Source organism: Flavobacterium artemisiae (assembly GCF_042678225.1).
GTDB lineage: Bacteria > Bacteroidota > Bacteroidia > Flavobacteriales > Flavobacteriaceae > Flavobacterium > Flavobacterium artemisiae.
The window spans coordinates 246,782-269,274 of the sequence record NZ_JBHUDZ010000001.1 but is presented as its reverse complement, the minus strand read 5'-3'; the positions used below and the strand labels follow the sequence as shown (position 1 = coordinate 269,274).

19 protein-coding genes and 1 pseudogene are annotated in these 22,493 nt (G+C 33.6%); 7 read left to right on the top strand and 13 right to left on the bottom strand.

From position 1 onward, the window contains the following. Positions 1 to 4: 4 nt before the first annotated feature. On the bottom strand, positions 5 to 1,804 hold the full coding sequence (gene uvrC / locus ACFSC2_RS01215; RefSeq protein WP_379817427.1) for an excinuclease ABC subunit UvrC: 1,800 nt from the start codon (positions 1,802 to 1,804) through the stop codon (positions 5 to 7). Between the two features lie 136 nt (positions 1,805 to 1,940). Between uvrC and ACFSC2_RS01210 the strand changes: the two genes are divergently transcribed. Next, entirely contained in the window at positions 1,941 to 2,921 is a 981-nt protein-coding gene (locus ACFSC2_RS01210; RefSeq protein ID WP_379817426.1) for a succinylglutamate desuccinylase/aspartoacylase family protein, read from the top strand. Then, the gene (locus tag ACFSC2_RS01205; RefSeq protein ID WP_379817425.1) at positions 2,908 to 3,477 is read left to right on the top strand and encodes a 5-formyltetrahydrofolate cyclo-ligase; all 570 of its coding nucleotides are present in this window, start codon (positions 2,908 to 2,910) and stop codon (positions 3,475 to 3,477) included. Before ACFSC2_RS01210 ends, ACFSC2_RS01205 begins: the two co-directional genes overlap by 14 nt. A gap of 92 nt (positions 3,478 to 3,569) precedes the next feature. Here ACFSC2_RS01205 and ACFSC2_RS01200 read toward each other — a convergent pair whose 3' ends face one another. Further along, entirely contained in the window at positions 3,570 to 4,277 is a 708-nt protein-coding gene (locus ACFSC2_RS01200) for a hypothetical protein (RefSeq protein ID WP_379817423.1), read from the bottom strand. Positions 4,278 to 4,291: 14 nt separating this feature from the next. Further along, positions 4,292 to 4,738, bottom strand: coding sequence for a hypothetical protein (locus ACFSC2_RS01195; protein WP_379817422.1), 447 nt, complete (start codon positions 4,736 to 4,738; stop codon positions 4,292 to 4,294). Positions 4,739 to 5,100: 362 nt separating this feature from the next. On the opposite strand from ACFSC2_RS01195, the gene ACFSC2_RS01190 reads away from it, so the two are divergent. After that, positions 5,101 to 6,654 (top strand): vWA domain-containing protein, encoded by a 1,554-nt coding sequence (locus ACFSC2_RS01190; RefSeq protein ID WP_379817421.1) that lies wholly within the window; start codon positions 5,101 to 5,103, stop codon positions 6,652 to 6,654. Between the two features lie 73 nt (positions 6,655 to 6,727). Here ACFSC2_RS01190 and ACFSC2_RS01185 read toward each other — a convergent pair whose 3' ends face one another. The 9 genes from ACFSC2_RS01185 to ACFSC2_RS01145 form a co-directional block, all read right to left on the bottom strand. Then, positions 6,728 to 7,345, bottom strand: a complete 618-nt coding sequence (locus ACFSC2_RS01185; protein WP_379817420.1) for a hypothetical protein — start codon at positions 7,343 to 7,345, stop codon at positions 6,728 to 6,730. Next, entirely contained in the window at positions 7,345 to 8,091 is a 747-nt protein-coding gene (locus tag ACFSC2_RS01180) for a tetratricopeptide repeat protein (RefSeq protein ID WP_379817419.1), read from the bottom strand. Before ACFSC2_RS01180 ends, ACFSC2_RS01185 begins: the two co-directional genes overlap by 1 nt. A 57-nt stretch (positions 8,092 to 8,148) precedes the next feature. After that, positions 8,149 to 9,897 carry a BatD family protein gene (locus ACFSC2_RS01175; RefSeq protein ID WP_379817418.1) on the bottom strand — a complete coding sequence of 583 codons (1,749 nt, stop codon included), beginning with the start codon at positions 9,895 to 9,897 and terminating at the stop codon, positions 8,149 to 8,151. A gap of 95 nt (positions 9,898 to 9,992) precedes the next feature. Next, positions 9,993 to 10,763 carry a tetratricopeptide repeat protein gene (locus tag ACFSC2_RS01170; protein ID WP_379817417.1) on the bottom strand — a complete coding sequence of 257 codons (771 nt, stop codon included), beginning with the start codon at positions 10,761 to 10,763 and terminating at the stop codon, positions 9,993 to 9,995. Positions 10,764 to 10,805: 42 nt separating this feature from the next. Then, complete coding sequence (locus tag ACFSC2_RS01165; protein WP_379817416.1) at positions 10,806 to 11,840, bottom strand: vWA domain-containing protein; 1,035 nt, start codon at positions 11,838 to 11,840, stop codon at positions 10,806 to 10,808. A gap of 133 nt (positions 11,841 to 11,973) precedes the next feature. Then, on the bottom strand, positions 11,974 to 12,975 hold the full coding sequence (locus ACFSC2_RS01160; protein WP_379817415.1) for a vWA domain-containing protein: 1,002 nt from the start codon (positions 12,973 to 12,975) through the stop codon (positions 11,974 to 11,976). Beyond that, entirely contained in the window at positions 12,975 to 14,609 is a 1,635-nt protein-coding gene (locus tag ACFSC2_RS01155) for a phenylalanine--tRNA ligase subunit alpha (RefSeq protein WP_379817414.1), read from the bottom strand. The genes ACFSC2_RS01160 and ACFSC2_RS01155 overlap by 1 nt, the downstream gene beginning before the upstream one ends. 161 nt (positions 14,610 to 14,770) lie before the next feature. Next, the gene (locus ACFSC2_RS01150; RefSeq protein WP_379817413.1) at positions 14,771 to 15,634 is read right to left on the bottom strand and encodes a DUF58 domain-containing protein; all 864 of its coding nucleotides are present in this window, start codon (positions 15,632 to 15,634) and stop codon (positions 14,771 to 14,773) included. 139 nt (positions 15,635 to 15,773) lie between these two features. After that, positions 15,774 to 16,778: an AAA family ATPase gene (locus ACFSC2_RS01145; RefSeq protein WP_142451507.1), complete on the bottom strand. Its 1,005-nt coding sequence runs from the start codon at positions 16,776 to 16,778 to the stop codon at positions 15,774 to 15,776. Positions 16,779 to 16,990: 212 nt separating this feature from the next. Here ACFSC2_RS01145 and ACFSC2_RS01140 point away from each other — a divergent pair, with 212 nt between their 5' ends. The 3 genes from ACFSC2_RS01140 to ACFSC2_RS01130 all read left to right on the top strand — a co-directional run bounded on the left by ACFSC2_RS01140 (position 16,991) and on the right by ACFSC2_RS01130 (position 20,231). Next, positions 16,991 to 17,866, top strand: a complete 876-nt coding sequence (locus ACFSC2_RS01140; RefSeq protein WP_379817412.1) for an aldo/keto reductase — start codon at positions 16,991 to 16,993, stop codon at positions 17,864 to 17,866. Positions 17,867 to 18,181: 315 nt separating this feature from the next. Further along, positions 18,182 to 18,970 (top strand): SDR family NAD(P)-dependent oxidoreductase, encoded by a 789-nt coding sequence (locus ACFSC2_RS01135; RefSeq protein ID WP_465254512.1) that lies wholly within the window; start codon positions 18,182 to 18,184, stop codon positions 18,968 to 18,970. A 118-nt stretch (positions 18,971 to 19,088) separates the two neighbouring features. Next, the gene (locus tag ACFSC2_RS01130) at positions 19,089 to 20,231 is read left to right on the top strand and encodes an ATP-binding protein (protein WP_379817410.1); all 1,143 of its coding nucleotides are present in this window, start codon (positions 19,089 to 19,091) and stop codon (positions 20,229 to 20,231) included. Between the two features lie 105 nt (positions 20,232 to 20,336). Here the strand turns inward: ACFSC2_RS01130 and ACFSC2_RS01125 are convergent, their stop codons facing one another. After that, on the bottom strand, positions 20,337 to 21,080 hold the full coding sequence (locus ACFSC2_RS01125) for a DUF3298 and DUF4163 domain-containing protein (protein WP_379817409.1): 744 nt from the start codon (positions 21,078 to 21,080) through the stop codon (positions 20,337 to 20,339). Between the two features lie 159 nt (positions 21,081 to 21,239). Here ACFSC2_RS01125 and ACFSC2_RS01120 point away from each other — a divergent pair. Then, a pseudogene (locus tag ACFSC2_RS01120) lies at positions 21,240 to 22,391 on the top strand (cystathionine gamma-synthase); the annotation flags it as partial. Between the last annotated feature and the right edge of the window lie 102 nt (positions 22,392 to 22,493).

Here is a 22,493-nt window from a genome sequence, read left to right as displayed (position 1 = left end):
AGAATTAATTTTGAGTATTATGATAAAAGTTTACAATTTTCTTCGCTTTTGAAACTCCTACAACGGCAGTAATTTCTTGTTCTGTTGCGAGTTTTAATCGTTTGACGCTTTTAAAATGTTTAATTAACGTTGTCATTGTTTTTTCTCCAATTCCCGGAATACTTTCTACAGAAGAATTAAGCGCTGCTTTACTTCGTTTATCACGGTGAAAAGTGATTCCAAAGCGGTGTGCTTCGTTTCGTAATTGCTGAATTACTTTTAAAGTTTCTGATCTTTTATCTAAATAAAGCGGGATAGAATCTCCAGGATAAAATAATTCTTCGAGACGTTTTGCAATTCCGATGATAGTTACTTTTCCGCGAAGACCCAATTCGTCAATGCTTTTTAAAGCGGCAGAAAGCTGTCCTTTTCCTCCATCAATAATAATTAATTGCGGTAAAGGTTCATTTTCTTCTAACAATCTTTTGTAACGTCGGCCTACAATTTCTGTCATCGAGGCAAAATCGTCAGGACCTTCAACGGTTTTTACATTAAAATGGCGGTAATCTTTTTTACTTGGTTTCCCGTCTTTAAAAACCACACAAGCCGCAACAGGATTCGTTCCCTGAATATTCGAGTTATCAAAACATTCTATATGACGAGGTTCAACAGGAAGACGTAAATCTTTCTGCATCTGCGCCATGATTCGGTTTACATGACGATCGGGATCTACAATCTGCAATTGTTTTAATTGTTCGATACGGTAGAATTTGGCATTTCGAATTGATAAATCCAGAATCTGTTTTTTGTCTCCGAGCTGCGGAACAGTTATTTTGATATTTTCGCCCAAATCCATTTCAAACGGAACAATAATTTCTCTGGATAATAATTGAAAACGTTCACGAAGTTCTACAATTGCCAGCTCTAATAATTCCTGATCAGATTCGTCCAGTTTTTTCTTCATTTCTAAAGTGTGCGAACGAATGATAGAACCATGAGATATCTGAAGAAAGTTGACGTAAGCCGCACTTTCATCAGAAACAATAGAGAAAACATCAATATTGGTAATTTTCGGATTGATGATGGTCGATTTGGATTGGTAACTTTCTAGAATATCAATCTTTTCTTTGATCTTCTGCGCTTCTTCAAACTGAAGATTCTGCGCATAAGTTGTCATCAATTTTTTAAAATCTTTTAAACTTTCTTTAAAGTTTCCTTTTAAGATTTCGCGAATCGCGTTGACTTGTCTTTGGTATTCTTCCAAAGGTTCTAAGCCTTCGCACGGACCTTTGCAATTACCGATATGATATTCCAGACAAACTTTAAATTTTCCAGCATTGATATTCGATTCGCTCAAATCGTAATTACAAGTTCTAAGCGGATAGAGTTCTTTAATCAAATCCAAAATCGTGTAAACCATTTTGAAATTGGTATACGGACCAAAATATTCCGATCCGTCTTTGACCATTCTTCGGGTTAAAAATATTCTCGAAAAGGGTTCTTTTTTAATACAAATCCACGGATACGTTTTGTCATCACGAAGCAAGACATTGTAACGTGGCTGTAAAGTTTTAATTAAGTTGTTTTCTAACAAAAGCGCATCGGTTTCTGTCGGAACAACGATGTGTTTTATGGTCACGATTTTTTTGACCAAAACATTTGTTTTAGCCGTATCATGAATTTTATTGAAATAGGAAGAAACCCTTTTTTTTAAATTTTTGGCTTTGCCGACATACAGGATTTTCCCGTCTTTATCGTAATATTGATAAACACCTGGATTGTCTGGCAAGGTTAAAATTTGAAGATCTAAGGACGATTTTTGCATTCTTTTTTATTTCTGAAGATGGTCACAAAGCTTTTTCAAAAACCATTCCGATTTCTGAATTAAGCTTAATATTGAATTAGTTTCAAATTTACGAAATCAAAAGAATAATTTCTATATTTAGCTTTTATAATTCCAGATGAAAAATAATACTCCATTGGTTATTTTTGGCGAATCGATTCTGCCGGGAGAACACAGAACTATAAATGTCGAAATTGCTCGACTGCATACCACAACAAAACTAAATATTCCTGTAATTGTCCGCCGTTCTAAGATTGAAGGTCCGACGGTTTTATTCTCTGCCGGAATCCACGGCGACGAAATAAACGGTGTCGAAATTGTGCGTCAAATCATTAGTAAAAAATTAAACAGACCTTCTCGCGGTACTATTATCTGTATTCCAGTTATCAATATGTATGGTTTTGTGAATAAATCCCGCGAATTTCCAGACGGACGCGACTTGAATCGTGTTTTTCCAGGAAGTAAAAAAGGTTCGCTTGCCAGCCGATTTGCTTACCATATTGTCGAAGAAATTCTGCCGATTTTAGATTATGCAGTTGATTTTCATGCCGGAGGCGCAAGTCGATTTAACGCACCGCAAATTCGAATTTCAGAAAATAATCCTGATCTAAAAGTTTTGGCAGATGTTTTTAATGCGCCATTTACTTTGTATTCTAAAAATATAAATGGTTCTTTTAGAAAAACATCTGAAAATGCTAATGTGAAAATGCTTCTTTTTGAAGGCGGAAAATCATTAGATATCAATAATGAAATTGCTAACGAAGGTATTTTGGGTACAAAGCGTTTATTGCATTATTTGAATATGCTCGATTCGAACCAAATAGTAGAATATGCTTCGCAGCCTTCTATTTATATAAAATATTCGGTTTGGCTTCGTGCAAAATGTTCGGGCTTGCTGCACGATTTTAATTTGGTTGGAAAATATGTAACCAAAGGAACAATCTTGGCCATAATAACCGATCCGTTCGGAAAGTTTGAACAAAAAGTAAAAGCACCGCACGACGGATTCGTAATTAACGCTAATCATTCGCCGATAGTTTATGAAGGCGATGCAATTTATCATTTATCTAAAACTAATTCCGAAAATGCCGACGAGTAAAAAAGAACTTCGAATAGAATATAAAAACTTTCGCCAAGCACTTTCTTTTGATGATGTTGAAGAAAAAAGTCTCGCGATTGCCAATCAATTAATCAAAATGCCGATTTGGGATAAAACATATTATCATGTTTTTCTTCCAATCGAAGAACAAAAAGAAATAAACACCGAATATATTCTGCATTTACTTTCGGGAAAAGACAAAGAAATCCTGATCTCAAAAAGTGATTTTGAAACGAGAGAAATGACGCATTTTCTTTTAACAGATAATACCAAAATCAAAAAAAACGAATACAATATTCCAGAACCAATCGACGGAATCGAAGTTCCTGCTTCTAAAATTGAAGTGGTTTTTGTACCGCTTTTAGCTTTTGATGTTTTCGGAAACCGAATTGGTTACGGAAAAGGGTTCTACGATAAATTTCTAGCGAATTGCAAACCCGAAACTTTAAAAATAGGTCTTTCGTTTTTTAAATCTGTAAATCAGATCGATGATGTTTTTGAATCTGATATCAAATTGGATTTCTGCGTAACGCCCGAAATGATTTATGAATTTTAGAATATTAAAAACAAAATTTTTTAAGACTGTAGAATTTTGTTTCTTTTAATTTAAAAACAACAAAAGAGAATTTATAAATTCTCTTTTGTTTGTTAATTTAATATCTGGTCAATTTTAAGATTGCTGTATTTTTCGGAAAGTTTTAGAATCAACTGTTCTCCGACAACACGATTCTTGACCATTTTCTGGTAATAATTTTCTCTTAAAAAACCTGTAAATCCGATGGTCGTTGTTAGTCGATCATGTGCTTCTATTTCTATCTTTTCCCCATTGATATTAAAGGATAACAAAAAGATATGAGGCTGATACTTTTCTGATTCTTTTGACGAAATACTAAGTGCTGCTTTTTTTAAGCCCGTATATTTTATTTTTGCCACTTCTAATCGGTTAGGTCCAAAAATTAGATGTTGCTTTAGATCGCCATCCATATCGGTATGTAAAAAATGCAATTCCTTTCCGCTTAATACCAAATATGCAGGGGTTTCAACCTCTCTATATCTTACTCCAATCGAGGACAATGCAATATTCTGTATCCCCTGTTTTGCTAATTGTTGTATCTGTTCAGAATTTGTTCTTGGAAAGGAAGCCGTAGTAAATGCATCAATTGGAGCATTTTTCATCCATTTTTTTAAGATCTTAAAATCCTCGTTCTCCAATTCACTTTTATAAGATAAGTACTTTTTCCGTTCTTCATCTAATTTTATATGAGTACTTTTTGCCTTGTTTCTTTTATTAATTATTATAAGAACAATACTCAGAACTACAATTATTACTGGATAAACAAATATATAGATAGACATATTTGAAATTTTTATTATAATGTTTCTGGTGTAACTTCTTGTTTTTTCCCAATTGAGCCCCAGATTAATAATGCTATTATGATCAATAAAATAGCTTTACCGCCATATCTTTTATAAAAACTAAGTTCTAATAGTTCCTCTTTTTTTAAATTATTGGCTTTCAAAATTGTTTCCAATTCCTGCTCACTTAAGTCGTAAAAAACATCTGATTCTTGATTATATAATACCAATTTTGGCTCTTCTGTTATCCATAAAGGAACCCATGCGATATTAAATTCTTCATGATATCTGCCTAAGTCCAAAGCTCGATTCGTGTCGTCTTTGTATCCATCTGTTTTTGGTAAAGCTGCCGCTAACTCGATTTCTTGTAATTTTCCTACGGGAATTTTTAATCTTGCATTAACAAAGTTTGCTGAAAAAATTAAAAAAGAAAGCAATAAGAGTTTAGTTATAAAATTCATGGTTTGTCTTTTTGTTAATTAATGGTTTTTCGATTAAATAAAATGTTAAAAATTGATTAGCGAATATATAAAAAAACATTCGAGTAAATGTATTTTCTTACTTTTTTAAATATTTTTTTATTTGTAAAATATCGATCTGCTTACAGCTGTAAATTTTATCTTCTAAAACTTTTTTTTAATTACTCAACAGTAAGTATTCTCTGGTTTCTTTAAATATTTTTAATATCAAAAAAAGACGTTTGTAATTTTTTGGCACGATTTTGAATACTCGAAAATTGCAAATAATTACTTCTAGTACATCCGGAATGCTAGTCCTTATTTGAAGCCAATAACCCTATTATTAATTTTAAAAAATTTACTTTATGAGAAATTTTAATTTCTTTATGATGGCATTCCTCGTACTTACTATTTTTAGTTGTAAGAAAGTTGATTATGCTGCCGAAGATAGTGCAGATGCTAGTGAAATTGCTGTAGCAACAACTGACTCCGTTGCAGGAGAAGAATATATTCCTGAACCAAATACAGAAAGTTATGCTGGACTTGAAGAAAATAAGTTTGAGTCTCCGTTAAAAGAACCGCTTTCTACTTTTTCTATCGATGTTGATAATGCATCGTACACTAATATTCGACGTTTTATAAATGAAGGGCAGAAAGTTCCAAAAGATGCTGTTCGAGTAGAGGAGATGATCAACTTTTTTAAATATCAATATCCACAGCCAGACGGTCAACATCCGTTTTCTATTAATACAGAATACAGCGATTGTCCGTGGAATAAAAACAGCCGACTGCTAAAGATTGGTTTACAAGGTAAAAATATTCCGATGACCAATTTACCAGCTTCCAATTTGGTTTTTCTGGTTGATGTTTCAGGTTCAATGGACGAGCAGAATAAACTTCCTTTATTAAAAGAATCAATGAAGATTTTAGTAAAAGAGCTTCGCGCAATTGATAAAGTTTCGATTGTAGTTTATGCAGGTTCGGTTGGAGTAGTTTTAGACCCAACTTCTGGAGATAACAAAGACGAAATTATGGAGGCTTTTGATGATTTACATGCAGGTGGAAGTACAGCAGGAGGAGAAGGAATCGAATTGGCATACAAATTAGCACAGCAAAATTTCATAAAAGACGGCAATAATAGAGTAGTGATAGCCACCGATGGTGATTTTAATGTTGGCGCTTCAAGCGATGATGATATGTTGAAATTAATAGAACAAAAAAGAGAATCTGGAGTTTTCTTAACGGTTTTAGGTTTCGGAATGGGAAATTACAAAGACAGTAAAATGGAAATTCTGGCTGATAAAGGAAACGGAAATTACGCTTATATCGATAATATTCAAGAAGCAAATCGTTTTCTGGGAAAAGAGTTTAAAGGTTCTATGTTTGCTATCGCGAAAGACGTAAAAATTCAAATCGAGTTTAATCCAAAACATGTTCAGGCATATCGATTGATTGGTTATGAAAACCGAAAACTAAATGCAGAAGATTTTAAAAATGATAAAATTGATGCAGGAGAATTAGGAAGCGGACATTCGGTAACGGCGCTTTATGAAATTGTTCCAACAGGAGTTGAAAGCGATTATGTTCCGTCAGATTTAAAATATACGAAAACGAAGAAAGACGATTCTAATTACAGTGATGAATTGGCAACGGTAAAGTTTAGATATAAAAAACCTGATGGCAATAAAAGCATTGAAATAGTAAATGTAATTGCAGATAAGAAAAAAGACTTAGAAAGCAGTTCGCCAGATTTCAAATTTACAACTGCTGTTTCCTGGTTTGGATTAAAATTGCGTGAATCAAAATATATTGCAAACAGTTCTAGTTCTGATATTAAAAAATTAGCAAAATCAGGATTATCCAATGATCCGGAAGGTTACAGATCTGAATTTGTGAGATTGGTTGATGCGGTAAACTAATTTAAATTCCAAAAATTAAAAATCCCAAATTCCAAGTATTAAATTGGAATTTGGGATTTATTATATTTAAATCTTATTCTAGCTTATAATATTTATACACTAAATTACCACAAACCATTTCTCCAATTCCCTCCTCATTTTCTTCTCCAATGTACATTGCTTTTAAAAAACCTGTTTGAGAATCTATCCAATAGCTCCAAACTTGTTTATTCTCGTAAGGAATTAAAAGTGGGTTTTCAAGCATGGAACTTTTATCAGAAAAAGATAATTTTTCAGTTTTAACCAAAGTCCATTTTTTTGCCTTGTCAAAGAGTTCATAAAATAGAATTTGTGTTGGATCAATAGTTATCATTTTGCCAACCAAACTATCTGTCGGTTCTCTCATTGCCCATTCAGCGCGAGTTTCAAACATTCGCCAGTTTCCGACTATTTCATTTGTTAAGTTAGCTCTAACGATCAGTTTTAATGAATCTGTTTTTTGTGTACAAACTTCGATAATCTTTTTATCGTTAGTATTTCTTTTAGACATAGAAAAAAGATAAATTGCGCGTGTCAATTCTCCATTTTTCATTGCAGTATTAGCGTTGTCGAAAAAATATTGTTGGCGTTCTTTTGCGGAAAGATTATTTTCTTGAGCGAATAATCCAAAACATTGACTGAATGACCATAGCAAAAGAATTTTCTTGATCATTATTTAACCTCTTTAATGGTCGAAGAATCAATCCAGCCTTCAGTTCCATCAGTAAGTTCTACTTTTTTCCAGCCGTCTATACTTTCCAAAACATAGACTTTTGCTCCTTCATGCAGTAAAATAACACCAGTTCCAGATTTTTGAGGTTCGCTTCGCACTTGGCTTAATTCAGAAAAAACAATTGCTGGGCGGTTGTTGTCAAAATGATTTTTTTCAGATGCTCCGGCAGAAGCAGTTAAAGCCAAAGCTATTAAAAGAATAAACATTCCGACGAAATAAATTCTTTTTACAATAGAAACTTGTGAAAAATAATAGCCGATGAAACACAGCAAAAAAGCAAAAGCAATTCCAACCGAAATTTTAGCCCACATATTATAATCAAAAATTGAAGTAAAGTTCTGAATCAATTTTGCAAAACCCACTTTTGGTACTTCTTTGATTTCGTCAATTGTGAGTTTTTTGGCGAATTTTAAATTGTTTAACGTCGCAGGATCGTTTGGTTTTAATACCAAAGCTTTTTCATAATTGTAAATCGAAGGCGCTACTTTATTCAATTTATAGTAACTATTTCCAAGATTAAAATAAAGTTCAGCAGAATGTAATTTATCTTCTTTAATGATATTTTCATAAACCTGAACAGCTTCCTGATATTGTCCTTTTTGGTACAAATCATTTCCTTTTTCAAAGCGTCCCTGCGCAAAGAAAACCTGTGAGATTAATAAAAAGAGATATAGTATGTTTTTCATCTTATTTTGTTTAAACCTAACAGGTTTTTACAACCTGTCGGGTTTGTTCTATCACGTTTAAACAATCTGTTTTTCTAATTCAGAAATAATCAAAACCGCTTTATCATAATCCTGCTGAATCGAAGCGCTTGATGCCGGAGCATAACGTGCAAATTCGCAGTTTTCTGTCAAATCAATAAAATTCTGAACCGTTTCTGGATTGGCATTTCTTGACAATAATAATTCGCGAATATTGTCTTTACTCATTTCAGAAGTTTCGATATGCAGTTTCGCTTTTAAGAAATTATGCATTGCTTTTTCAAGTGCGATATAGAAAGGTTCTTTATTGTTAAGATGTTTCTTAGCTTGCGATAGATATTTCTTCGCCAGTTTGTTGTTCATTCTAATTCTGTTTCCAGCCACATCACCATCAAGCGCTTCTTTTTTCTTCTTCGCTAAAATGATTAACGGAATAATTATAAATGGCGCAAATAATAGACTTAAATACAAATTAGATCCGTAGAAATCATTTTTGGCAATGTTAACCAAAGTTGTTCTGGTTTTAATATGCGTAAATTGATCTGTTTTGGCAGCCACATTTTTAGGTGCAGTAGAAGGATTCGCTTCTGCTAAAGTTGGTCCGTCTAAAACATCAATCATGATTTCTTTAGAAGTAATTGTTTTATAAGAACCCGTGCTTAGATCAAAATAAGAAAACTGCATTGGTTTTATAGGATACTTTCCTTTGTACTGCGGTACAATAGTATATTTATCTGAAATTCTTCCAGACATTCCAGCCAATGAATTAGTCACATTTTCATCATGAACAGGATCATACATTTCTAGTGCATTCGGAACAACAGGTTTTGGAAGTGTAAATAACTTCATGTTTCCAGTTCCTTGTGCGCTGACAATTAAGTCAAGGCTTTCGCCGCTTTTAAGCGTCGTTTTTGATGGTGTAACAACAAAATTAAATTTACCAACAGCACCCGTAAATCCTTCTGGTTTACCATTTTCTGGAATTGGTCGTACATTGATTGTTTTAGCTCCCGCCGAAACAATTTTGTTGTCTTCTACCGTAATCATCTGGCCGAACATATCACGACGATTTGATGCCATTTGAACGCCGATATCCAATGATAAAGGTTCGATTGTCAGTTTACCTGTTTTTTGCGGATATAAGATGGTCTTTTTTAAGATTACATAATATGCCTGCTGTCCCTGATAACTTCCTTGTTCTACAGAAAGCTGTTTGATATCAATGTTCTGATTCCAGAAATCATTGTATTTCGGTTTTGCAAGTTCTTTAAATCCAGTTACGTTGATGTAATTAAAATATAATTTATAAACCACTGTAATTGGTTCATTCAAATACGGATTTGTTTTGGAAATCTCCGCTACTAATTGCAGTAATTCATTTCCAGTACCGCCTTGAGGTCTCTCGCTTGGATCTCTTTCTTGTGCAACAGCATTGGTAACCGTAATCTTGATTGGAGAAGTTTTATAAATCTGACCATTATATTCTATTGCGGCCTGTTTAATAAGAAGAGCTCCTTTTCGTTCTGGCTGCAGGATATAAGAATATATTTTTTGAAAAGAGCTTCTACCGTTTACCCAAGACTGACTGATTTGCTGGCTTGGTCCGCCAACAATTCTGAAACCTTCAAAATTAGGCTGGTCAAAGTTATCTCCGTCGACATTCATAATAAAATCGATACGAAGTCTTTCGTTAACTCCAAGCGTATTTTTGCTGACTCTGGCTTCAAATTGTACCTGAGCCATTAGTCCTTGAAAAGTGAGTAGAAATAGAATTAAAAATCTTTTCATTACTTGTTTTTGCAGTTTTGTTTAACTGTTATTGGTTGATATGTTTTTTAAAAGTGCGCTAAAATAGTATTTAACGTTTAAAAGCATTACTTATTTTACCAGTCTTTCTCTGTTTTCTTCGGACTGCCTTTTACTTTTTGAGCATTTACTTTGTCTTGAACTTTCTTCTCTTCATTATTAACCGCGTCTAATAAATTCTGGACACGATCTTTTGAGATTCCTCCAGGCTGTGGTTTTGGTTCTCCTTTATTGTCGGACTTGTCGTCTTTCTTAGGATCATCTTTACCATCTTTTTTGTCTTTGTCTTTATCGCCTTTGTCGTCTTTTTTATCCTTGTCCTTGTCTTTATCTTTATTTTGGTCTTTGTTTTTATCTTTATTCTTATCCTTGTCTTTGTCTTTATCCTTATTCTTGTCTTTGTTTTTATCGTTTTTCGGCGGATTTTCTTTTAGCTTTTGTTTTGCATACGCATAATTATAGCGAGTTTCGTCGTCGGTTGGATCGTTACGCAAAGCTTGTTTGTAAGCTTCAACAGCTTGCGTATAGTCTTTCTCTTTCATAAACACGTTTCCAAGATTATGAAAAGCTTTGTGTTTTTCAGGTCTTGTTTTGGCATTTTTTATCGCTTTCGCGTAAGCGTATTTAGCTTCCGAAACTTGACTTTGTTTATAGATGGTGTTTCCTAAATTATAAGGAGCCGCCGCGCGTTTGGCAAATTTAGATTCCGAAATTCTATAGTTGGCCTCAGCATCAACAAATTTATTCTGCTTATATTCTTCGTTGGCTGCAGGCAATGTTTTGTCTTTCTCTTGGGCAGAAACCGCAAAAGAAACCGTTAGTAAAATATAAAGAAGTAAATTTTTCATTCTAATTTTTTGTGTTTTTGTTCGAAATTTCAACGCGAACATTTATTTCTTTTCGTTAAATAAATTCAACTCTTTGATCCAGTTTGTTTTTCTTTCTAAAAGGAAAATATCTATAAACAATAATAAAAATGCAAATCCGATAAACCATTGAAACTGCGACTGAAACTCTGCCATCTGTGTCGCTTCAAATTCGGTTTTCTGAATATTATTTAGAGCATTTTTTACATAATCTAAAACCTCTTTAGTACTGCCTCCGTAAACATAACCGCCTTTAGTGGCTTTAGCAATTGTTTTTAAACCTTCTTGATTTAATTTGGTAACTACCGTTTCTCCGTTTTGATCTTTTTGATAGCCTTTTACAACACCATGTTCTTTTAACGGAATTGTTCCTCCACGTTCTGTTCCGACTCCAATGGTAATAATTTTTATTCCAAGTTTATTAGCTTCCTCTGCTACTGCAGAAGCACCTTCAGAATGATCTTCACCATCAGAAATTAGAATTAATAATTTGCTGGTTTTACTTTTTTCGTCAAAATATTTAGCTGACATCAGAATGGCTTCATCAAGCGAAGTTCCCTGCGAAGAAACCATATCTGGACTCATACTCTGCAAGAACATTTTTGCTACGCTGTAATCTGAAGTAATCGGAAGAACAGGAAAAGCACTTCCGGCATAAGCCACAATTCCGATTCTGTCGCTTCCAAGATTATTTATAATCTGCGAAACCAATTGTTTACTTTTTTCTAAACGGCTCGGTGCCACATCTTCAGCAAGCATACTTTTAGAAACATCGACTGCAAAAACAATATCAATTCCTTCGCGTTTTACGGTTTCCATTTTGGTTCCAATCTTCGGATTAACTAATCCGATAATTAGACAAGTAAGTGCCAAAAGCAATACTGTTATTTTAAGAACGGGTTTAAAAACCGATTTGTCCGGACTCAATCTTTTTACCATTTCTAAGTCACCAAATTCAAGTTGTTTTCTTCTTTTCCAATACATATTGAAAAGAAAAATACATACCACAATTGGGATTAATAGTAAGAGATATAAATATTTTTTTTCGTCTAATTCCATAAATGTTTTAAAATTCCAATCCCATCTTTGTCGGGATAAATTCCAAATTCCAAATCCTCTTTTTAATTTTTAATCTTCAAATTCCAATTGTTTTTTGGAATTTAATTCTTGAAATTTTTTGATTTTGAAAAAATCAAATGAAGCTTCTGTAAACTGTGTTTCTTAATCCAACTTCTAGTAATAACATTAATCCAGCAAATAAAACAAACAGTCTGTATTTTTCGTCGTAATCATAGAATTTCAATTCCTGGATTTCTGTTGTTTCTAATTTATTGATCGAGTTATAAATCTCGGCTAATCGGTCATTACTTGTCGCTCTAAAATAAGTACCATCTGTTTTTCTGGCGATACTCTTCATTAACCTCTCATCAATTTCAACTTTTTGCATTTTAAATAAAAAGCCTCCATTTGGAGCAAATGCGTAAGGAGAAGAAGCCATACCGTTAGATCCTAACCCAATTGTATATACTTTTATTCCGTATTGTTTTGCTATATCTGCAGCAGTTTCCGGTTCGATAAATCCAGCATTATTTACACCATCGGTTAATAAAATGATCACGCGGCTTTTTGCTTTACTGTCTTTTAAACGGTTTACAGCAGTTGCCAATCCCATTCCGATTCCTGTACCGTCTTGTAATGCGGTATCGTATTTAATATCTTTTATAGCTTCTAGAATAATGGCTTTATCACTGGTTACCGGCGTTTTTGTATATGCTTCAGAAGCGTATAAAACCAATCCAATTCTATCATTCGGTCTCTCTTGAACAAAATCGGCAGCAACTCTTTTCAAAGCTTCCATACGATTTGGTTTTAAATCTTTTGCCAGCATAGATCCAGAAACGTCAATTGCCATAACAATATCAATTCCTTTAGTTGTTTTGGTCTGGTTGCTGATGTCTACAGTTCTTGGTCTTGCTAAAGCAATAATAAGCGAACTTAAACCTAAGACTCTAAAAACGTACAAGCAAGGTTTTACTTTGGTCCAAAAAGATTCACTGTTTTTGAAACCTGCAGTTGAACTCATTTTTAAAGTAGCCGACTGCTGATTGCGTTTCAATAAAAACCAAATTATTGCAATCGGGATTAAAAGAAACAACCAAAAAAATTCTGGATTTAAAAAATTGATTTTGCTCATTAGTTGCTTGCTCTTTGAAGTTCAACAGAATTTAATATTCGGGTTGTGATTTCGTTAGCATACGTATCTCCCTCTTCATGTAAAATCATGATTTGCTGTAAACCTTGATCTTGTTTGAAAAGTAATAATTCGTAATATGCTTTTGTACTCGTTTTGGTCTGCGGATTCAATATTGTCATTGTTCCGTAACCTTTAACTCCCTGAATACCCTCGTTTGTCTGGAAATCTTCTTGTTTTACAATAATATTTTGTCCGCCTTGAGCTTCGATTATTTTTAACGAACCTTCAAGTGCTTTGCTCAAATCTAATTCGGTTGGCTGTTTGAATTTGGCCGTAGAAACTGTCACGTAGAAATTGTCAATCATACTTCCATATGCAAAAAGCTGCATTTCTTTAATAAGTGCCATAGCCTCTTTCGGAAGTGCTTTCTGCGTATCCATACGTTTTAAAACCTTTGGAGTTTCGATAAGAACAGCTGGATTTCCGTAAGCACTTTTTACCCATTCGCCTTCTAATAATTCTTTTGAAGGATGACCAATAACATTGTCTTTTACGTAAGTAAAACCTTTTGTAACAATGAAATAAGTTGTTGTAACAAACAGTAATAAAATCACAGTTGCAACAGCATATCCGATACGGGCATTACGTTTTTTGCGTAATTGTATTTGAATTTGTTTCTGACGCTGTGCTTCGTTCAATAACTGATCTTCTATTTCTTCTGCAGATTCAGTCGGAATCGCATTGTCCAGCGTTAAAATTACTTTTTGGATTTTGTTTCTGTCATCCGTAATTTCAAAATCAAGCGGTTTCGATTTAGCAAATTTTACTAAATCGGCCTGACGTAAAACACGTTCCAGATTCTCAACAGTTTCTGGAGTCAACGTCATTTTCTTTTGTGTAGACGCAGATTTTATAGCCTGAATTAACTCAGAGGTTGTACTTTCCATTGCTGGAATATGAATCGCTTCTTCAATATAGTTTCTGGCAATATCTGTCAGTTCACTATAATATTCTTTGATTTCGCCTTTTTGAACAAGTTCTTTTTGTTCCAAATTGTTTAAAAGACTTGTCGCTTTCTCGATTGGAGTTTTATAAACTTCTTCTTCGATTTTCTTTTTCTGATGTTTTTTAACGTACCAATATACAAATCCTCCGATTCCTAAAATTGCAAGAACAATTAAAACGTAAATCCACCAGCTTCCAATTCCTTCGTCAACGGTGGTAATGTCTTTAATGTCATACATTTTTTGTTGTAAAGTGTCCACCTTTACATTCGCAACTTCAACCTTTATAGAATCAGTTAAAAAAGGTTTTTTATCAATTAAAATCTTAATGCTCGGAATTGTATAACGACCAGAATCAAATTGTGTTAAACCATATTTTTTGATTAATTCATAACTGCCGTCTTTCTTAACGGTATCAATTGGATACGATTGAATTACTTCTAAAGCGCCAATATTTTTCAGCTTTGGAAATTCAACTTTCTGTGTTGAACTCACAACAGTTTTCAGCGTCAGCTTAAACTCTGCGCCAATTTTATTTTTTGTGGTATCAATACTGGTTTCAACTTGTTTGCTTTGCGCGAAAACAGCTGAAGAAAGTAAAAATAAAAATATGTAAAACTTTAATTTCATTTGATTTTTGATTTCAGATTTTAGTCTAAAATGAATGCTTAAAACGACATTGAACTGAAATAGATTTAAGCAGATTTTTTTTATTTTTATAGAAAGCAGCAATTTCAATTATTCGATTTTTAAAATCTAAAATCCAGAAGGAGCAATCTAAAAATTTGTATTTATCTCGATTTGAAATAGCCTAATAGTTTAGTAACGTAATTTTCGTCAACTCTGGTATTGACAATTCCTGCGCCCGATTTACGGAAAGTATCTTTAAAATAGTTTAATCTATCCTGATAGTATTTCTCATAATTCAATCGAACTGTTTTTGAACTCGTGTCCACCAATTGTGTTTTTCCGGTTTCAGCATCCAGCATGTGCACCATTCCCAAATTTGGAATCTTTTCTTCGCGCATATCGTACACACGAACTCCTGTAATGTCATGTTTCTTAGAAGCAATTTTTAAAGTATGCTCATAAGCCTCAGACATAAAATCGGAGATCATGAAAATAATGGCTTTCTTTTTTTGAGTTCCAGACAGAAACTTCAAAGCTTGTGCGATATCGGTTTTATGACTTTTTGGTTCAAATTCGATCAATTCGCGAATGATACGCAAAACGTGTGAACGCCCCTTTTTTGGCGGAATATATAATTCTACAGTATCAGAAAAAAGGATTAAACCAATTTTGTCATTGTTCTGTGTAGCCGAAAAAGCCATCGTTGCCGCAATTTCGGTTACGATGTCTTTCTTGAATTGATTTTTAGAACCAAATGATTCAGAACCCGAAATGTCAACCATTAAAACCATGGTCAATTCGCGTTCTTCTTCAAATACTTTAACGTGAGCTTCGTTGTAGCGTGCGGTTACATTCCAATCGATGTTACGAATATCATCTCCGTATTGGTATTGACGCACCTCGCTAAACGTCATTCCTCGTCCTTTAAATGAAGAGTGGTATTCTCCCGAAAAGATATGATTACTCAGTCTCTTCGTTTTGATTTCTATTTTCCGTACTTTTTTTAAAAGCTCTTTTGTATCCATTTTTTTTAGTGTTCAGTGATCAATTAGAAAGTATTCAGTAAGTTCAAATTCTAAAAGATCTTTCTGTCTTTATTAGTGTTCAGAGATTCAGTTAACAGTCTTTACTGAATACTAAAAATCTGAACACTGAGCACTTTTTTTAAGGTACCTCAATCTCGTTAACGATTTTGTTGATAATGTCTACAGAAGTAATGTTTTCTGCTTCTGCTTCGTAAGTGATTCCAACTCTGTGACGTAACACATCGTGAACAACTGCACGAACGTCTTCTGGAATTACATAACCACGACGTTTGATAAAAGCGTAACATTTTGCAGCATTAGCCAAGTTGATACTTCCACGAGGAGAAGCTCCAAAACTGATAAGCGGTTTTAAATCGGCTAATTTGTATTTTTCTGGGTAACGTGTAGCAAAAATAATATCTAAGATGTATTTCTCGATTTTTTCATCCATGTAAACCTCACGAACAGCTTCTTGCGCACGTAAAATCTGGTCCACAGAAACTACTGGATTTACTTTTTCGTAAGATCCTTTTAAGTTCTGGCGAATTACAAAACGCTCTTCGTCAATTTTTGGATAATCAATAACGGTTTTCAGCATAAAACGGTCAACCTGTGCTTCAGGAAGTTGATATGTTCCTTCTTGCTCAACCGGGTTTTGAGTTGCCAATACTAAAAACGGACGATCTAGTTTAAAAGTAGTGTCACCAATAGTAACTTGCTTTTCCTGCATCGCCTCTAATAATGCAGACTGAACTTTTGCAGGAGCACGGTTAATCTCATCAGCAAGGACGAAATTAGCAAAAATAGGTCCTTTTTTAATAGAGAATTCGTTTGCTTTAATATTGTAAATCATGGTTCCGATAACATCGGCTGGTAATAAATCCGGCGTAAACTGGATACGGCTGAAAGAACCTTGCACCGCTTGAGACAATGTATTAATGGCTAAAGTTTTGGCCAGACCAGGAACTCCTTCCAATAAAATATGCCCTTGTCCCAATAATCCGATTAATAGACGCTCGACCATATGTTTCTGCCCCACAATAACTTTGTTCATTTCCATTGTAAGAAGGTCTATAAAGGCACTTTCTCTTTCAATTTTTTCATTTATCGCTCTAATGTCTAAAGTCGTTGTATTTTCTTCCATATAAATATTTTTAAAACCGTGTTTGGTACGCCTAATTTTTGAGAGTGCAAATTGAATATTTTTTAAGAAGTAAGATGTTAAAGAATGGTTAAAACTTCGACCAATGACCTAATTTTAAGGACTAATTGTGAATCTATTTTTATATTTTTAAGAACTTTGATAAATATGTTTTTGCAAAGCATATTTATTACCAAAAATAACGCATAACTATTATGAGCAAAACGGTCTTATCGCCTATTATTTCAGGCACTATGAATTGGGGAGTTTGGGATAAAAACCTTACAACCAAAGAAATGGAAAACATGATACAAGTAAGTATCGAAAACAAAATTACGACTTTTGATCACGCCGACATTTACGGATCTTATACCACCGAAGCCGATTTTGGAAAAGCTTTCCAAGCAAGTAAAATTTCAAGAGAAAAATTACAATTAATTACTAAGTGCGGTATTCAGATGATTGCTGATAAACGCCCTGAAAACAAAATCAAACACTACGACTATTCAAAAGATTACATTATTAAGTCTGTTGAAGGATCTTTAAAAAACCTGAAAACAGATTATGTTGATGTTTTTCTTTTGCACAGACCAAGTCCGCTAATGCAGGCTGATGAAATTGCAGAAGCGGTTGAGAAATTAAAAGGAGAAGGGAAAATTATTGATTTTGGACTTTCTAATTTTACAAGTTCTCAAACCGAATTAATTCGCCAGAAAACTGAAGTGAGTTACAATCAAGTGCAATTTTCGGCTACACATTATGAACCAATGCTTGACGGAAGTTTAGATTACATGCAGACACAAGGAATTCGTCCTTTGTCATGGAATCCGCTTGGAACTGTTTTTAGAGAAGATACTAAACAGACTCGTCGTTTGAAAAAACTGTTTTCAACTTTATTAGAAAAATACCATTTAGGTGCAGATACACTTTTATTAGCATGGATTTTAAAACACCCAGCAAAAGTAATTCCGATTGCAGGAACAGTGAATATTGCTAGAATTCAATCTTTATCGAAAGCAATTGAATTAGAAATGGACAAAGAAGACTGGTTCGCAATCTGGACAGAAAGTATGGGTGATGATGTGCCTTAATTTTTTAAGTGTTCAGTGTTCAGATTTTAGTAATCAGTGAAAACGCAGCTATAGAACGCAGATGACGCGGATTTACTTTGTAAAGGCGCGGATCTACACAGATTTTATTTAAAAATCAAGAAAAAAATCCGTAATAATCCGCGTCTTTACAAAGTAAATCTGTTTAATCCGCGTTCTAAAGCGTAATATAAAATTAAACACATAGAAACATAGATTTTGTTATTTAGGATAAAAGAAATTTTCAGCGTTTCACTTTCACATAGCTATGTGAATTGATTTAAATGAAATGCCTTTTTTTGAGAGCAATGTAGAACTATGATTCTATGTGTTAAAAATAAAATAGCTACAATGAAAAAAACAGTTTTAATTACTGGTGCTACAAGCGGAATCGGAAAAGCAACCGCTCAGATTTTAGCAAAAAACAATTATAAAGTGGTGCTTTGCGGAAGACGTAAAGACCGTTTAGAAGAACTTCAAAAAGAACTTTCTGTTTTTACAGAAGTGCATTCTTTACAATTTGATGTTCGAGACAAATCAGATGTTTTAGAAAAAATAAGTAATTTACCTGCTGATTTTTCCGTTATAGATATATTGATTAACAATGCTGGAAATGCGCATGGTTTAGATCCGATTCAGACAGGAGATTTAGACGATTGGGATGCGATGATCGATATTAATGTAAAAGGACTTTTGTATGTTTCAAAAGCGATAATTCCGCAGATGGTGGAGAGACAATCGGGGCATATTATCAATATTGGTTCGACGGCGGCAAAAGAAGTGTATCCGAACGGAAATGTATATTGCGGTTCTAAACATGCAGTTGATGCGATTACGGCTGGAATGCGAATTGACTTGAATTCGTTTGGAATTAGAGTCGGAGGAATTCATCCTGGAATGGTGGCAACAGAATTCAGTGAAGTTCGATTTAAAGGCGATGCAGATCGTGCCGCAAATGTGTATAAAGGATTTGATCCGCTTGTAGCAGAAGATATTGCAGATATTATCCATTTTGTGGTTTCGAGACCATATCATGTAAATATTGCCGATTTGGTTGTGATGAGTACAGCGCAGGCTTCTTCGACAATTGTCAAGAAAAATTTGTAATTCTATTTATAGCTCGCAAAGTCGCAGAGACGCAAAGTTTCAGAGTATTTTGCGAGTTTTTTTAAGTTTTTAAATTTGTGGAGATTAGGGTAATTAGTGGCAAACTAAAAATATAAGCATGATCAATAAACGCCTTTTAATTAAAAACCTGCTCGCTCATAACGACGAGAGCAGTTTTTATGATAAAAAAAGGCAGTTGAATCTTCATTCCCGCGAAGGAAAAGGCAAATTTCTGAAACACATCTGCGCTTTATCCAATTCCAACCCAAACAACAATTCTTATATTGTAGTTGGAGTAGAAGATCAGGATAACGAAATTGTCGGCGACGATTTTTTTGATGACAGTAGAATTCAGAATTTGGTAAATGCCTTTTTGGAAAATCCACCAAAAATTCAATACGAAAATGTTCCCTTTCCCAATCTTCCAAAAGACAAAGTAATTGGGTTGGTTACCATTAAACCCAAAAGCAAGATTTCTTATTTTAAAAAAGGAATTCATACGATTCTCGCTAATAGTGTTTTTATAAGGCGTGGCAGTAATTCGATTCCAGTTGAAGAACACGAAGAAGTTGAGAAGAATTACCAAAATACCGAAACTGTAATTGGGATCGAAAACAGTTCTCGAAATAGTATTCAATATACTTTAGACGGCGTTATTGATTTTATGAATTTCAGGCACAAAGATATGTCGCCAAAATATTATGTTTTCAAAGAATTATTTGTGATTTGCTGGGCAGGAGTTCCTAAAAAAATGCGTGATAAAACCTTTCTTTCACGAGTTGATATTGAATTGATCAACGAACAAATTAAACTTTTTTATTCGGCACAAGACGTTGTTACGATTGTTTATAATGATGATAGTTTTACTATTACAGAATATGTTCCGTTGGGGTTAAATGATAAAACGAGTTATTATCCATTAGAAGAACAAACCATCCATTTCTTTGATAACGGTTATTACAAAATAGATCGCCAAATGCTTTTTCAGCCACCAGAATTCAACAGGAAAATGTTGTTTCATATTTATAATGCGAATATGGCTTTATTGGCTAAACTTCAAAAAGAAATAACATTGTCAGATCGAGAAATGAAAGATTTAGAAAATCTTCCCTCTACCTTTATGATTTGTTATTTGAATGGTTTTGAGGATGCCCGACAAAAATTAATCGATGCAAAATTACTTTTAAAGCCTTTTAAACCTGTTTATTCTTCTTTTAAAGAATCACTTCGAGTTTTGAGAAAGATGAAGTATGATGTTTAGAGGAAAAAGGTTCTAAGGTTCGAGGGACCAAGTAACAAAGGTTTTTGTGTAGAGACGCACTGCAGTGCGTCTAATGCGTAACGAAATTTGTCTTTCCTAGATTATTTATTGAAAATTCAAATATTCTCTTACTTCATCATAAGGAAATAAAATCTCTTTCGGGCCGTCTGCGTAAGATGCTGCTTCATATGAATTGTAATATAAAAGTAAGCCCTCTGAAGTGTAAAATATATTTTGCGGCAGTTGAAATTTATCATTTTCAAACATTAAACCTGTTGCGTTAATATTGGATTTTTGCGGAATTTTATATTTTTCACGAAAAGCTTTTTCGGCGAAAGCCTTAAATTTTTCTTTGTCTTTAAATAGCTGATCGTTAAAAATTGCTTTCCCGGTTTTAGAATTAAATAATAAAGAACGATAACCTTGATACCCGTGCGCACCGCCTGTAAAAGTATAATGATCTAATCGAATATTTAAAACCTGATTAGAATCAAATTCGATATTTCCTTTAATTTTTGCTTCCCATCCAAAAGTTTCGGTTGGAAATTTTTTATGCATTTCTTCATAAGATTTTATAAAGGCAATGGCAAGAGAATGGTAATCTGTTGTGTTTGCAGAATCTTCTTCGAAAAAAACAATTTCTTTTATAGCAGAAAATACTTTTTTGTTAATGCTGTCCGAAATAATTTTCTTGTTTTTCGCAATCGGGACATCTATACTAATAGACGGACAGTCTTTTTCGCAAGGGACAGTAGATTTTTCTTCAAATGATTCATTTTCAAATGAAAGCTCTTTACTGCAACTTGTAATAGTCAATAACAAAAAGATTAAAAAAGGATATTGCTTCATGTCTAGAAATGTTAATTATATTAAAAGATAGAGAAGAGGAGCTTAGATAAAATAAATTAAAACGGTAAATTTGTATTCTAAATTTACGATTTTAAAAACATAAATCAAAAAAATTGCGAATATCAACAAATTTGTTGAAACAAAAATTTAAAAACAAATTTTAATTATATGAAATTTAATACTAAAGTTATACACGGAGGACAGCATCATGATCCGTCAACAGGAGCGGTTATGCCTCCAGTTTATCAAACTTCTACTTTTGTTCAGACAAGTCCGGGAAAACCTTTGGCAGATTATGAATACAGCCGAGCTTCAAACCCTACGCGTACTGCTCTTGAAGATGCTTTGGCAAGTATCGAGAACGGAACTCGAGGACTAGCATTTTCGTCTGGTCTTGCGGCGACAGACTGCGTTTTAAGATCATTTAAAGCAGGGGATGAAATCATTGCGATGGATGATCTTTACGGTGGAACTTATAGAATGTTTTCTAGAATTTATAAAGACTCAGGAATTAAATTTCATTTTGTTGATATGACGAATATCGAGAAATTGAATGCTTTAATTAATGAAAATACGAAATTAATCTGGGTAGAAACGCCGACAAATCCGTTAATGAAATTGGCTGATATTGCAGAAATTGCAAAAATTACTAAAGCTAAAAATATCCTTTTAGCAGTAGACAATACTTTTGCAACACCTTATTTACAAAAACCTTTAGATTTAGGAGCCGATATCGTAATGCATTCTGCGACTAAATATTTAGGAGGACATTCAGATGTTATTGCGGGCGCTTTAATAGTAAAAGATGAAGCACTTGGAGAACAATTGCATTTTCAACAATTTGCGACAGGAGCAACACTTGGACCAATGGATAGTTTTTTGGTTTTAAGAGGAATCAAAACTTTGGCTTTAAGAGTACAAAGACACTGTGAAAACGGAGAAAAAGTGGTTGAATATTTAAGTAATCACCCAAAGATAAAAACGGTTTATTATCCAGGTTTAAAGAATCATCCGTTCCATGAAATCGCTAAAAAACAAATGAAAGCTTTTGGCGGAATGGTTTCTTTCGATTTTAAATCAGGTAAAAAAGAAGATTCAATTGCGTTTTTAGAAAAACTGAAAGTATTTACTTTGGCAGAATCTTTAGGAGGAGTTGAATCATTAGCAAATCATCCTGCATTAATGACACACGCGTCAATTCCTGCAGATAAAAGAGCAGAAGTTGGTATTACGGATGATTTAGTTCGACTAAGTGTTGGTATTGAAGATGCAGACGACTTAATTGCTGATTTAGAACAAGCATTGTCTTAATAAAGAAATTCTAATATAAAAAATCCCAAATTTTAGAAGTTTGGGATTTTTATTTGAAATACTATAGAAAAATAGAATCCGAAGTGTTTTTTGAATCTTTTA